Annotated in this window: 10 protein-coding genes and 2 pseudogenes; 9 read left to right on the top strand and 3 right to left on the bottom strand. The window is 60.9% G+C overall.

What is annotated here, in order from left to right; genetic code table 11:
* Window positions 1-611, top strand: a pseudogene (locus tag BGRAMDRAFT_RS31305) (glucose-6-phosphate dehydrogenase (NADP(+))); the annotation flags it as partial.
* A 126-nt stretch (window positions 612-737) separates the two neighbouring features.
* Here the strand turns inward: BGRAMDRAFT_RS31305 and icmH are convergent.
* The 3 genes and pseudogenes from icmH to tssJ form a co-directional block, all read right to left on the bottom strand.
* Window positions 738-1517 carry a type IVB secretion system protein IcmH/DotU gene (gene icmH / locus BGRAMDRAFT_RS31300; protein ID WP_006052929.1) on the bottom strand — a complete coding sequence of 260 codons (780 nt, stop codon included), beginning with the start codon at window positions 1515-1517 and terminating at the stop codon, window positions 738-740.
* Window positions 1514-2859 (bottom strand): annotated as a pseudogene (tssK, locus tag BGRAMDRAFT_RS31295) (type VI secretion system baseplate subunit TssK). Before tssK ends, icmH begins: the two are co-directional and overlap by 4 nt.
* Before the next feature lie 108 nt (window positions 2860-2967).
* On the bottom strand, window positions 2968-3531 hold the full coding sequence (tssJ, locus tag BGRAMDRAFT_RS31290) for a type VI secretion system lipoprotein TssJ (RefSeq protein WP_044022025.1): 564 nt from the start codon (window positions 3529-3531) through the stop codon (window positions 2968-2970).
* Window positions 3532-3977: 446 nt separating this feature from the next.
* Here tssJ and BGRAMDRAFT_RS31285 point away from each other — a divergent pair, with 446 nt between their 5' ends.
* The 8 genes from BGRAMDRAFT_RS31285 to tssH all read left to right on the top strand — a co-directional run bounded on the left by BGRAMDRAFT_RS31285 (window position 3978) and on the right by tssH (window position 13617).
* Window positions 3978-4670 carry a tetratricopeptide repeat protein gene (locus BGRAMDRAFT_RS31285; protein WP_006052926.1) on the top strand — a complete coding sequence of 231 codons (693 nt, stop codon included), beginning with the start codon at window positions 3978-3980 and terminating at the stop codon, window positions 4668-4670.
* Window positions 4671-4706: 36 nt separating this feature from the next.
* Window positions 4707-5255, top strand: a complete 549-nt coding sequence (gene tssB, locus BGRAMDRAFT_RS31280; RefSeq protein WP_006052925.1) for a type VI secretion system contractile sheath small subunit — start codon at window positions 4707-4709, stop codon at window positions 5253-5255.
* Between the two features lie 14 nt (window positions 5256-5269).
* Window positions 5270-6760, top strand: a complete 1491-nt coding sequence (tssC, locus tag BGRAMDRAFT_RS31275) for a type VI secretion system contractile sheath large subunit (RefSeq protein ID WP_006052924.1) — start codon at window positions 5270-5272, stop codon at window positions 6758-6760.
* Between the two features lie 72 nt (window positions 6761-6832).
* On the top strand, window positions 6833-7336 hold the full coding sequence (locus BGRAMDRAFT_RS31270) for an Hcp family type VI secretion system effector (RefSeq protein ID WP_006052923.1): 504 nt from the start codon (window positions 6833-6835) through the stop codon (window positions 7334-7336).
* A gap of 87 nt (window positions 7337-7423) precedes the next feature.
* Window positions 7424-7903: a type VI secretion system baseplate subunit TssE gene (gene tssE, locus BGRAMDRAFT_RS31265; RefSeq protein ID WP_006052922.1), complete on the top strand. Its 480-nt coding sequence runs from the start codon at window positions 7424-7426 to the stop codon at window positions 7901-7903.
* Between the two features lie 108 nt (window positions 7904-8011).
* Window positions 8012-9850 carry a type VI secretion system baseplate subunit TssF gene (tssF, locus tag BGRAMDRAFT_RS31260; RefSeq protein ID WP_006052921.1) on the top strand — a complete coding sequence of 613 codons (1839 nt, stop codon included), beginning with the start codon at window positions 8012-8014 and terminating at the stop codon, window positions 9848-9850.
* Window positions 9814-10908 (top strand): type VI secretion system baseplate subunit TssG, encoded by a 1095-nt coding sequence (tssG, locus tag BGRAMDRAFT_RS31255; RefSeq protein WP_006052920.1) that lies wholly within the window; start codon window positions 9814-9816, stop codon window positions 10906-10908. The genes tssF and tssG overlap by 37 nt, the downstream gene beginning before the upstream one ends.
* Window positions 10909-10941: 33 nt before the next feature.
* Window positions 10942-13617: a type VI secretion system ATPase TssH gene (gene tssH, locus BGRAMDRAFT_RS31250; protein ID WP_006052919.1), complete on the top strand. Its 2676-nt coding sequence runs from the start codon at window positions 10942-10944 to the stop codon at window positions 13615-13617.
* Window positions 13618-13629 lie beyond the last annotated feature (12 nt).

Genomic DNA, 13629 nt, shown 5'->3' with positions numbered 1-13629 from the left:
ACGGCTGGCGCGGTCGACGGCCGAGGCGGTGAAAGGGCTACCTCCCGGGAAGGAGAGGGGGGCCGGCCGGGAACCCGCGCCGAGACCTTTCGTCGCGTGCGCGCGCATATCAACAAACTGGCGCTGGGCCAACGTGCCGTTTTTTCCTGCGCCCCGGCAAACGCATGCAGAAGAAGGTGTCGGAGATCGTCATCGAATTCTCCGACTTGCCGTTCTCCATCATTCCGAGCGGCGGGCGCAACTACGGCAACCGTCTCGTGATCCAGTTGCAGCCGGAAGAGTCGATCCAGCTTCAGGTGCTCGCGAAGGAACCGGGCAGCGGCATGCATATGCTGCCGGTGAATCTGAACCTCGATTTGCAGCAGGCGTTCAGCGAGCGTCGCGCGGAAGCCTACGAGCGTTTGCTGATCGACGTGATCCGCGGACGCCTCACGCACTTCATGCGCCGCGACGAACTCGAAGCCGCGTGGGCCTGGGCCGAGCCGATTCTCGAAGGATGGGCGAAGTCCGGCGAGCGGCCGCGCAACTATACGGCGGGCACGTTCGGGCCGGCTGCGTCGACGGCGCTGATGGCGCGTGAGAATGCTGTTTGGGCGGAGGAGTCGCAGTAAGTTAAGCGCATGCGAGCGGCCGGCAATTGTCATTGCCGGCTTCTTTAGCGCAATGAAAAATGGCCTGCGCGATGCAGGCCATTTTTTGTCCAGCGACGCGACGCGTCGCGTTATCGCGTTGCCGCGTTACGGCAGCGAAATCGTCAGCGTGGCCGATTGCGGCCCGAGCTTGACCACCTGCGAATACGGCGCCAACGTGCGCAACGTCTGATCCCGCAGATAGGTATTCAAGCCGAGATACGCAAGCAACCCAACCAGCGCGAAAACCGCGCCGATCGACCACAACGGCACTTCACGCTTCAGACGATGCGCGACCTGATCGGGCAGCGGCCAATGCGGCGCGAACGGTGCGCGCTTGCCCTTCATATGCGCGATTTCATCGCCGATACGTGCCGTCAGATACGCGAGCTTCTCCGGTCCTTCGAGCAGATACTTGCCCTGGAAACCGAGCAGCAGGCACATATGGAACACTTCCAGCGATTGCAGCCGCGCTGCGCCTTGCGCCCGGCATTCCTCGAGATACTGGAAGAACTTCTCGCCCGCGAGCTGCTCGCCGAACAGCACCAGTTGCAGCGGCCGCCGTTCCCATTCGGTGCGGATGCTGAAGCTGGACGACAGCACCGACTCGTCGATCGCCGCACAGAACGCAAACTTCGATGCGTACACATCTTCCGCCGATGCGTTCAGCTTCTTCGCGCCACGCTCAAAGTCGCCGAGAAACTGCTGAATGCGTTGACTAAACTCATGCGCGTCGCCCGGCTCGCGGCCGTTCTTCAAAAGAAACAGCATGAAGAAGCCGTCGTACAGCAGGTCGAGCAGCGAGCGGACCTGATAGCTCGGCTCGGCCGCCGGAGCGTGCGTCGCGGCAGGCGTGCTGCCGCCAAAGAGTGAAGGCGCGTAGCTCATGATGTGACCGCGATCAGTTCAAGTTGAAGATCGTTGATGCCCGACGGCGCATAGATCATTGCCGATTGCGCCTGCAGCATGCGTTCGTACAGTCCGCCGCGCGGCTCGAACGAGAAGTAGCACGCGCCGGGTCGCACGGGAATGGCGGGCGGCACTTGCGGCGTGTAGACGAGCCGCACGCCCGGCATGGCCGAGAGCACGAGCTTGTCCACGTCGTCGGGAGCGCCGACCTTGAAGCGTGCCGGCACCGCTTCGACGAGCTCGGCCGTCGGCATGTCGGCGGACACGGCAATGTAGAACATCGTCTTGTCGTCGATCTTGCCGGAATCGAGCCGGCCCGCATGAAACGACGGACGCACTTCTTCGAGCGCGATCGCGAAGTAGCGCGTGGAGATCACCGTTTCGAGCAGATCGCGCAGGATCGTGTCGAGCCGCGCGAAGCCGGGGCCCGGATCGTCGTGACGATAGGCCGGCAGATCGGATAGCGCATAGCCCTTCGAGAACGTCATCAACTGGCCGGCGAGGCGCAGCAGTTCCTGAAAGAGCCGCTCGGGATGCAGCGCCGAATGCTGATACAGATGCGCAAGCGAAGCGAACGCCGCGCTCGCCGTGTGCAGCAGCCAGAACGACGCGATGTCGCCCGAACGGAACTCGATGATGTTCTTGGTCGGCTCGCGGTGAAAACCATAGAGCGCGTTGACCTTCGCCTGCAACGCGTCGATCAATTGGCGCAGCCGCTGATGCAGAACCGGCGACGCGTCGATGGCGAGACACGGCGGCACGAAGCTGTCGTCGATCTCGAAGCCCGACGTCGCCGTGCGGCGCACGCGCACGAGCGGCACCGACAACAACTGATCGCGCGGCTCGCTATGAGCGATCAACTTGACGCTCGTCTTGAGGAACGTGATGTCGGCTTCGGCGGCGTCGGTGAAATGATCGGCGACGGGCGTCTGCTCGCTCACGTAGCGCGCGACGAAGCCCGCGCTGCTGTCCTGCGAATAGTTGGCGCCTGTCTCGCGCAGCGGATGCAGCGCGAGATAGAACGTGAATTCGTTGATGCCGTCGGGCAACGTGTCGAGCGCGATGGGCGGCGGCAGGTCGTCCGCTGCGGCGCGGAGTAGAGCGCGCCGTCGGGAAACACCAGTGACAGTTCGCTCACGCGCAGCACGTTGCTGCCGAGCGCGTCGCGATCGAAGCGCGCGGAGCGCACGCCCCAGTTGTACGGCTGGATGGCCTGGATCGACTCGAAGAGGCGCGCCTCGTGATAGGCGTCCTGACGCTGAAAATGCTGCGGCCTCAGAAACAGGCCTTCTCCCCAGAGCACTTTTGCGGAATAACTCATGTCAAACCTGTTATATGGGTTCAGCGTGCGGCGCGCCCGGAATAACCCGATTCGGGCGTCGCATTGTTAATTCTCTAGAAAATGTTAAATCGCAATGGTCCGGCATCTTTAACCGCAGCTAACCGAAGAAAGCATATTCAGCGGCTGTGCGGGCAATCCCTGTTCCGGCGGGATCACTGTGCCGTTGGTCACGGTCATTGCACAGTTATGCAGGCCGACCATTATGCCGGATTTCTCCGACTTCGCCGGGTCGAAGGCGAATTTCCAACGCTGCATGGCCGGATCGCGGAATAGCGCGACGATACCCAATGCCTGCGCTTCACGCGACACCTTTTCGGTAACAACGTAACGTTGGCCGGGGATTAGCGTCACTTCGCGCACGCTGAGCAGATCGCCGCCAAGAGTGGTCTTTTCCTTGCCGACATCGGTAAATGCGTCGAATGGCGCCTGCTGGAATGAAGTCGGATCTTTCAAAGCGTAAAGACGCACGACCAGCGCCAAAGGGCGTTTGTCATTCGCGGCATTCAGATAGGGCGCCGCATATAACGTGAGCGCGACATTGCGCGGCGGTTTCTGCGCGTCCGGCAGTTCCGGCTTACCGAGGCCGCTTGCCTGCAAAGCCGCGTTGGCAGCGGCTCCGAGCACCGTCACGCCCGCGGCGCAACCGCCCAGAAGGGCGCATAAGGCGGCGTGAGTAAATCAATAGCGATGCATGGCGAACAAGACGCGAATTCATATACATCGACCGGCTGCCGCCGTCCCCCGTCTAAACATCAATAACGAAATCATTCCGGCGCGATTTCAGCAACTAATGCCGCTTTCTGCCGTTTACTGCCGCTCTACTGCCGCTCGATGCAACGCGCATGTAATGCCCATGCTGAGCGCATCTTTCGGTCCGCCAGTGGAAATTTTTGCCGAGGCGCGAGCTGCTACTATTGCGCCAGGAAACAATTTCTGCTCGCCTGGTTTTAAAGATCCATGCGTATTTTTTTCGTGCAATGCTTCTTCACATGAAAGTTGAATTATCGAAATTTGGCCTGTACTATACCCGCGCACTTGAAGCAAAGCAAAACTCCGGTTTCTCCTTGAATTAAAAAATCGCACGTCGGTGAAAAACGATGAATGACCGTCTGTTAGTAAAACTATCTGGGGTAGTGTTGGCTTGCGGCGTGATGGCCGGTTGCGCGACACAGGGCAACAACGCGGCAACCACACCGGAGGCTTTTAATAAGCAACTCGCGGACGCCGATACAGTGGCGAAAGGCGGCGATCAGGATCGCGCTATCGCGCTTTATCAGCAGCTTTCAAAATCCGATCCGACGCGCGAAGAACCGTGGTCGCGCATTGCGCAGATCCAGTTTGCGCAAGGTCATTACGGGCAGGCTATCGTCGCCGCGCAAGAAGCGTTGCAGCGCGACCAGACGGATCGTCAGGCAAAGAGCGTGCTGGCCGTCGCGGGCCTGCGCGTCGCCACGCAATCGCTGGGCGAGTTGCGTCAGGACGCGTCGCTCGCAGGCGATGCGAAGTCGGACGCGCAGGCGCTCGCCAAGCAGTTGCGCGACACGCTCGGCGAGGCAACGCTGTTCCCGCCCGATCCGAACGACAAACAGGCTCAGAAGAAAAAGCGCGTGATTCGCCGCGTCACGAAGAGCAAGGCCGTGGAAGCGCCGGAAGCAACCACCAGCGCCGCGGCCCCTGCCGCCACGCCGGCTGCTCCTGCCGCTCCCACTCCCGCACCTGCGGCGCCCGCAGCGCCCGCCAAGGCCGCGCAAAGCGGCGGCGCGTCAGATCCGTTCAGCGCGCTGCGCTGATCTTCACGCCTCACCATCAGCATTCGGGAGCCGACGATGGCGAAGAAAGAAAGCATACAGAAACGCTTGCAGAAAGTGCGGCCGCCCCGCGTGCAGCTCACCTATGAGGTGGAGCGCGGCGATGCGATCGAAGTCAAGGAGCTGCCGTTCGTCGTCGGCGTGGTGGCCGATCTGGCGGGGCAGTCCGAAGTCGAGCAGCCGAAGCTGCGCGATCGCAAGTTCGTCAGTATCGACCGCGATAATTTCGACGACGTGATGAAGGCGATCGAGCCGCGCGCGGCGTTTCAGGTCGAGAACCGCCTGAGCGAAGCCGGCGGCAAATTCGCAGTCGATCTGCGCTTCAAGTCGATGGCCGATTTCAGTCCGGACGAAGTGGTTGCGCAAATCGACCCGCTGCGGCGTCTGCTCGAAGCGCGTTCGAAGCTCGCCGATCTGCGCAACAAGCTGGCCGGCAACGACAAGCTCGAAGATCTGCTGTCCGAAGTATTGAACAACACGCAGCAGTTGCAGACGCTGGCGAAAGACCAGAGCAATGCGGCGAACCGGGACGGCGGCGCGCCGGATCAAGACAAGCAAGGCGAATAAGCACGGGGTGTGAGATGAACCAGCAAACGGCGGCAGCCCAACTCGCTACCGCGCAAAGCGGTACGGAATCCACGCTGCTCGACGAGATCGTCGAGAAAAGCCGCGTGGCGAAGTCCGATTCCGAGCATGCGCGCGCGAAAGACCTGATCGGCGAACTCGTGCGCGAGGTGCTCGACGGCACGGTGGTGGTCTCCGACAATCTGTCGGCCACGATCGACGCGCGCGTTGCCGAACTCGACCGGCTCATTTCCGCGCAATTGAGCGCGGTGATGCACGCGCCGGAATTCCAGCGCATGGAAAGCACGTGGCGCGGGCTCGACTATCTGTGCAAGGAGAGCAACACCGGTTCGACGGTCAAGATCAAGGCGCTGCATGCGCCCAAGCGCGACCTCGTGCGCGACTTCAAGACCGCGATCGAATTCGACCAGAGCGCGCTCTTCAAGAAGATTTACGAAGAAGAGTTCGGCACGTTCGGCGGCTCGCCGTTCGGCGCGATCATCGGCGACTTTGAAGTCACGCGTCAGCCGGAAGACGTGTACTTCATCGAGCAGATGTCGCATGTTGCGGCAGCCGCACATGCGCCGTTTATCGCATCGGCGTCGCCTGAATTGCTCGGCCTTGAAACGTTTGCCGATCTCGGCAAGCCGCGCGATCTCGGCAAGGTATTCGATACCGTCGAATACGCAAAATGGAAGTCGTTCCGCGACTCGGAAGACTCGCGCTACGTCGGCCTCACGCTGCCGCGTTTTCTCGGCCGCTTGCCGTTCAACCCGAAAGACGGCGCCACCGCGGAAGGCTTCAATTTCGTCGAGGACGTGGACGGCACGGATCACAGCAAGTACCTGTGGTGTAACGCGGCATGGGCATTTGCAGCACGTCTCACGGCCGCATTCGACGACTTCGGCTGGTGCGCCGCCATTCGCGGCGTGGAAGGCGGCGGTCTTGTCGAAGATCTGCCGACACACACGTTCAAGACCGACGACGGCGAAATCGCGCTGAAGTGTCCGACCGAAATCGCTATTACGGATCGCCGCGAAAAAGAACTGAGCGACCTCGGTTTTATTCCGCTCGTGCATTGCAAGAACTCCGACTATGCCGCGTTCTTCGCTGCGCAATCGGTGCAGAAACCCAAGAAATACAGCACCGACAGCGCGAATGCCAATGCGGTTCTCTCTGCGCAATTGCAGTACATCTTCTCGGTATCGCGCGTCGCGCATTACCTGAAGGCGATGATGCGCGACAAGATCGGCAGTTTTGCATCGGCGCAGAACGTGGAAGTTTTCCTGAACCGCTGGATCTCGCAGTACGTGCTGCTGGATGACAACGCAACTCAGGAGCAGAAAGCGCAGTTCCCGCTGCGTGAAGCATCGATCCAGGTCTCGGAGATTCCTGGCAAGCCGGGTGTTTATCGGTCCGTGGCGTTCCTGCGCCCACATTTCCAGCTCGACGAACTGTCCATTTCCTTGCGGCTCGTCGCCGATCTGCCGAAACCGGCCAATTCATAAACGAAGTCAGAATACCCGGGCGGGCCGCCCGGGGTAGCTGTTAAAACCACCTCTTTGGGGAGTCGATGAGTTATGAAGGACATCTATTTAAAATTCGGCAATCCGGCGATCAAAGGCGAGTCTGCCGATAAAGATCACGCTGGCTGGATCGAGATCGATTCGTGGAGCCACTCCATCACGCAACCGCGTTCGGCGACGGCTTCGACGGCGGGCGGTCATACCTCCGAGCGTTGCGAACACGCCGACATGCAGTTCACGAAAGACATCGACGTGGTGAGCCCGCTGATTTATCAGCATGCATCGGGCGGCACGACGTTCGACGAAGTCACCATCGACTTCATGCGTTCGGACGGCGAAGGCAATCGCATCAAGTACCTGGAAGTGAAGCTGAAGTACGTGATCATTTCGAGCGTGACGCCGAGCGTCGTCGGCGAAGGATTGCCGAGCGAGCAGTTCTCGCTGAAGTACGCCGCGGTGCAGTGGAAGTACACGCAGCAGAAGATCGGCGGCAATCAGGGCGGCAATGCGCAAGGCGCGTGGAGCCTGACGAAGAACGACAAGACGTACGCGGTGTAATGCACGGGCGCACGCCGCGGCGCGCATTGCCTGAAAAGGTTGGCGCGCGCGGCGTGCGCCTGTCATGAACCGCTTCTTCGGACGCCGATGAAACGCTTCGAGCCCAGCTTTCTCGACAAGCTGTTCGACGACGAACCGCATCTGCCGGCTTCACCGGCGATGCGGCAATTGTCGTTGGAGGAACTGAAGGCCACCGTCGCGCGCGACGTCGAGGCGATTCTCAACACGCGAATTGCGCTGACCGAGCATGAACTCGCGGCCCTGCCCGAATGTCAGCGCTCGGTGCTGACCTATGGTCTGAACGACTTCGCGGGTTTGAGTCTCGCGAGTCACTATGACCGCACGTTCATTTGCAAATCGATTCAGCAGGCCATTGCACGGCATGAGCCGCGCTTGCAGCAGGTATCGGTCACACTCGAACTGAACGAACAATCGACCAACGCGCTTTATTTCGCGATTCAGGCGTTGCTGGTCGTTCATCCGGCAGAAGAACCGGTCAGTTTCGATGCGATGTTGCAGCCGTCCACATTGCAATACTCGGTGACGCGCGCACGCGCGAAACTGTAGACGCTGTTTTGTTTAATACGCTTGGCTTCAATACCGCCTGAGCGCCGCCGCGACGCGCAACGGCGGCGTTAGTTCAGGCGTAGAGGGTTCGGGTTCGGGGATAGATCGATGGAAGAATTGCTGCCGTATTACGAGCGCGAACTGTCATTTCTGCGGCGCTATTCGCGCGATTTCGCGGAGCGCTATCCGAAGATCGCGGCGCGTCTGGCGATGTCCGGCGAGCATTGCGAAGATCCACACGTCGAGCGGATGATCGAATCGTTCGCATTGCTCGGCGCGCGCATCAACAAGAAACTCGACGACGATTACCCCGAATTCACCGAAGCGCTGCTGGAAGTGCTGTATCCGCACTATCTGCGGCCATTTCCTTCATGCTCGATCGCGCAACTGGGCACGTCCGCGGCACTGAGTCATCTGACCGAGCCCGTTACGATAGAGCGAGGCACGGAACTCAAATCGCGGCCCATTCGCGGCGTGCAATGCCGTTTCCGTACCGCGTACGACGTCACGCTCGCGCCGGTTCGCATTTCGGAGGCAAAGTACACGTCAGTGGCGATGGCGCCGAGCGCGACGGTATTGCCCGGCAATGCAACCGCCATTGTGTCGATCACTTTCGAATCGACTGCTGCGCAACTCGATCTGTCCGCGTTGAAAGTCAGTACCTTGCGCGCGCATCTGCACGGCGAGCAGTCGTTCATTGCGGCGCTCGCGGATTGCCTGTTCGTCAATGCAATGGCCACGTATGTGGAAGCGGACCGGCGCGGCGTATGGACGCCATTGCGCACGTCGCCGCTCGCGCAAGCAGGCTTTGACGAAGACGACGCGCTAATCGACTATCCGGCCAAATCGCATCCGGCTTACCGGCTTCTCACCGAGTACTTTGCGTTCCCGGAAAAATTCAGTTTCGCCGACTTCGATCTCGCGGCAATGACGCGTGCGGCGGGCCGCTGCCAGCGTCTGACACTACACGTCGTGCTCAAGGAAGTACGCAGCGATTCGCATGTCGCGCGGCTTCTCGATGCGTTGTCCGCACATCACCTGCGGCTCTTTTGCACGCCGGTGGTCAATCTGTTCGAACAGCACGGCGAACCCATTCGCGTGAATCATCAGGCGATCTCCTATCCGGTGATCGCCGAAGCGCGCCGCGCATTCGCTTACGAAGTCTATTCGATCGATTCGGTGAAGCTCGTCAGGCAACAGGCGCATCAGGAATCGGTGACTGAATTCCGGCCATTTTATTCGCTGCATCACGGTGAGGCGGCCCGCGCCGGACACTACTGGTTCGCACGGCGCAACGACTGGGTCGCGCAAAAAAGCCCCGGCTACGAGACGGAAATCTCCATTGTCGATATCGACTTTGAACCGGCGGCGCCGCAAACCGACACGCTGAGTCTCGACCTGACGTGTACGAATCGCGATTTGCCCGCCGGTCTCGCGGTGGGTCTGGAAGGCGGCGATCTGTTTCTCGAAGGCGGCTCGCTGACCGGCAACATTACGATGCTGCGCCGGCCCACGCCGACTGTGCGTTTCGAACGTGGGCGCGCGGCGCACTGGCGGCTCATTTCGCATCTCGCGCTGAATCACGTGTCGCTCGCGAATAGCGGTCTTTCCGCGTTGAAGGAAATGCTGGTGCTCTACGATTTACGGCGCACGGCGGTATCGGCGCGGCATATCGACGGGCTCGTCGGAATCGAGCAGCGTGCAGCCGTGCAATGGCTGCCGGGCAAACCGTTCGCCACTTTCGTGCGCGGCATAGAGATTCGCCTGACGATCGACGAAGAACATTTCGTCGGCACGAGTCTCGCGTCGTTCGTACGGGTAATCGACACATTCTTCGGGCTGTACGTGCATCTGAACAGCTTTGTGCAACTGGTCGTCGTGTCGAAGCGCACGGGCGAGGAGATCTTGCGATGCAAACCGCGCAGCGGCGAATCGATCCTGGCGTAGTCGAGCAGTTTCTCGACGAGCCGCACCGCTTTGAATTTTTTCAGGCGGTGCGTCTGCTCGAGAAGTGGTTCGCACAGCAATCGCCATCTACAGTCGGGCGTTCCGGCGACATCGTCGCGCAGCGCATTTCCTTTCGCAATTCGCTGTCCCTGTCGTTTCCGCCGAGCGAAATTCACGGCGCGCAATCCTACGACGACGAAGGCTTGCCGCTAAAAGAAAAAGCGCAGCGCACCACGGCGCTCGAGGCGGGCTCACTCGATAAAGTCGACATAACCCCCGCGTTTTTCGGTTTGCTCGGCGGGCAAGGTGCGTTGCCGCTGCATTACACCGAGCAGATCATCGCGCGAGAGCAGATCAAGCGAGACCGCGCCGCGCGCGAGTTCTTCGATGTATTTTCGAATCGCGCCACCGCGCTCTTTTATGCGGCGTGGAAGAAGTACCGTTTGCCGTTTCATTACGAACTGGATCGCGACGAGCGCTATTTGCCATTGCTGCTCGCGCTTGCGGGCGTGGCCGACAACGACACGCGCAGCAGCCTGCAAAGCGGCGACGGCGCGCTATTCGACGAAGCGATTGCCGGTTACGCATTGCCCGCGCGGCACAGACCGGTGTCGGCAGCTTATTTGCAACGCACGCTGTCGGACTACTTCAAGGTTCCTGTGCGCGTCGAACAGTTTGTCGGCAAGTGGTACGACGTACCGCGCGATCAATTGACGGTGCTGGGCAGCGTCAACGCGACGCTCGGCGCCACTGCGCTGGCGGGCGAGCGCGTCTGGCAGCGCGACATGCGGGCGCGGCTCGTGATCGGCCCGCTTGGTAAAGCCGATTACGAAGCATTCCTGCCGGGGGCGGATCGCGCCGTTGCACTCGAACGCATGCTGACGCTGCTCGCCGGTATTACGCTGGAGTACGAAGTGTCGCTGGTACTGCGCCGCGAGGCGGTCGGACCGGCGCTGCTGAGCAACGGGGCGCGCCTCGGCTGGGACGCATTCCTCTGCACGCGCGATGCCGACCGCGACCGCGCGGATGCCCGCTACGAACTGCATGTGATTCACTGACCATAACGATAGAACCTGACCGGATCGCACGACATGAGCACGTCCCTCAACACCCTGATCGCGAAACTCAATCCGACCTGCCGGCAAGCAGCGTTGCTGGCGGCGAACAACTGTCTCGCGCGCGGTCATTACGAGGTCGACCTCGAGCATCTGCTGCTTGCGCTGCTCGACGAGCCGGCAAGCGATGTTGCGCTCGTTCTGCGTGCGAGCAGAATCGATCCGCATGCGTTGCGCGCGGACATCGAGCGCGAATTGCAGCGCCTGAAAAGCGGCAATACGCGCACGCCGGTGTTCTCCAAGCATCTGATCGATCTGCTCGAGCAGGCGTGGTTGATCGCATCGCTCGATTCGCAGATTGGGCGCATCCGTTCCGGGCATTTGCTGCTTGCGTTGCTGAGTGCGCCCGATCTCGCGCAATTCGCGGAGCGCATGTCGCCGCTGCTGCGCGATGTACCTGTGACCGAGCTGAAGCATAATTTCGACGAGTTGACCGCGGGCTCGCGCGAAGTCGAGCGCGCTAATGACGCGCAAAACACGGAATATGATGCGAGCGATATAGCGGGTTCCGAATCAGTGCCTGGCGCTCCGTCAAAAACGCCCGCACTCGATACGTACACCAGCAATCTCACGCAGCGCGCGCGTGAAGGCAAGATCGATCCGGTGATCGGACGCGAAGGCGAGATTCGCCAGACTATCGACATTCTGATGCGGCGCCGCCAGAACAATCCGATCATGACGGGCGAGGCGGGTGTCGGCAAAACGGCCGTGGTCGAAGGACTCGCGCTGCGCATTGCCGCCGACGACGTGCCCGCGCCGCTCAAAGGCGTCGCACTGCATGTGCTCGACATGGGCCTCTTGCAAGCGGGCGCAAGTGTGAAGGGCGAATTCGAGAACCGCCTGAAGAACGTGATCGACGAAGTGAAGAAGAGCCCGCATCCGATCATTCTCTTCATCGACGAAGCGCACACGATCATCGGCGCGGGCGGCCAGGCCGGGCAGAACGATGCGGCCAATCTTCTGAAGCCCGCGTTGGCGCGTGGCGAATTGCGCACCATCGCGGCGACGACATGGAGCGAGTACAAGAAGTACTTCGAGAAAGACGCGGCGCTCGCGCGCCGCTTTCAGGTCGTGAAGATCGAAGAGCCGAGCGAAGCGCTTGCCGCGGCGATGTTGCGCGGCATGGCGTCGCTAATGGAAAAGCACTTCAATGTGCGCGTGCTCGATGACGCGATCACGGAAGCGGTGCGCCTGTCGCATCGCTATATTAGCGGGCGGCAATTGCCCGATAAGGCGATCAGCGTGCTCGACACCGCTTGCGCGAAAGTGGCGCTCGCGCATAGTTCTACACCGGCCGCAATCGACGATACGAAAAAGCGCCTGGAACGCATCGACGCGGAAATCGCCGCACTCGAACGCGAGGTGGCGAGCGGGGCACAGCACGACGAACGGCTCGCGCAATTGCGCGAACTGCGCGAAGAAGATCTGAAGCATCTCGCCGCGGACGAAGCGCGCTACGACAAGGAGCGTGCGCTGGTGACCGAGATCGTCGGCTTGCGTTCGGACATCGACGCGGCTCGCGTGAGTAGTGCCGACGCGGAGCAGGCGCAGAAAGCGGCGCAAGCGCGCGAAACGCTCGCGCTGCGCGTGGCCGAATTGCATGCATTGCAAGGTACTCAGCCGATGGTGCCGTTGCAGGTGGACGGACACGTCGTCGCTGAAATCGTTGCGTCGTGGACGGGCATTCCGCTGGGCCGCATGGTGAAGGATGAGATCCAGACGGTGTTGAATTTGCAGCCGCTCCTTGCCGCGCGCGTGATCGGTCAGGACCATGCGCTCGAAGCCATTGCGCAGCGAGTGCGCACGGCCAGCGCGAATCTCGAAGATCCGAATAAGCCGCGCGGTGTGTTCATGTTCGTCGGACCTTCGGGTGTCGGCAAGACCGAAACGGCGCTCGCACTCGCCGATGTGTTGTACGGCGGCGAGCGCAAGATGGTGACGATCAACATGAGCGAGTATCAGGAAGCGCATAGCGTTTCGGGCCTGAAAGGCTCGCCGCCCGGCTACGTCGGTTATGGCGAGGGCGGCGTACTAACCGAAGCGGTGCGCCGCAATCCGTATTCGGTGGTGCTGCTCGATGAAGTCGAAAAGGCGCATCCCGATGTACTCGAAATGTTCTTCCAGGTATTCGACAAAGGCACGATGGACGACGCCGAAGGCCGCGAGATCGACTTCCGCAATACGCTCATCATTCTCACGTCGAATGTCGGTTCGCAAGCGGTCATGCAGGCTTGCCTGAATAAAAGTGCCGACGAATTGCCCGACGCGGACGCGCTCGCCGAAACCTTGCGTCCGCAACTGTATAAAGCGTTTAAGCCGGCGTTTCTCGGCCGCATGAAAGTGGTGCCGTACTATCCGATTTCCGACGACGTGCTCGCTGAAATCATCGAGTTGAAGCTGGAAAGAATTCGCCGCCGCATCGAATCGAATCATAAGGCGGTGTTCGAGTGGGACGAGTCGCTGGTCGATGCGGTGCTCGCGCGCTGCACCGAAGTGGATTCGGGCGCGCGCAATGTCGACCATATTCTGAACGGCACGCTGCTGCCCGAAGTCGCGCAGCAGGTACTCGAGCGCATTGCCAACGGCGCGGCCATCGAGCGTATTTCGGTGCGCGCGACCGAGGCGGGCGAGTTCGACTACGCCGTCGTATAAGCGGTTTGACGA

The sequence above is a fragment of the Paraburkholderia graminis C4D1M genome (genome assembly GCF_000172415.1).
GTDB lineage: Bacteria > Pseudomonadota > Gammaproteobacteria > Burkholderiales > Burkholderiaceae > Paraburkholderia > Paraburkholderia graminis.
This window is presented reverse-complemented; position numbering and strand designations above follow the sequence as displayed.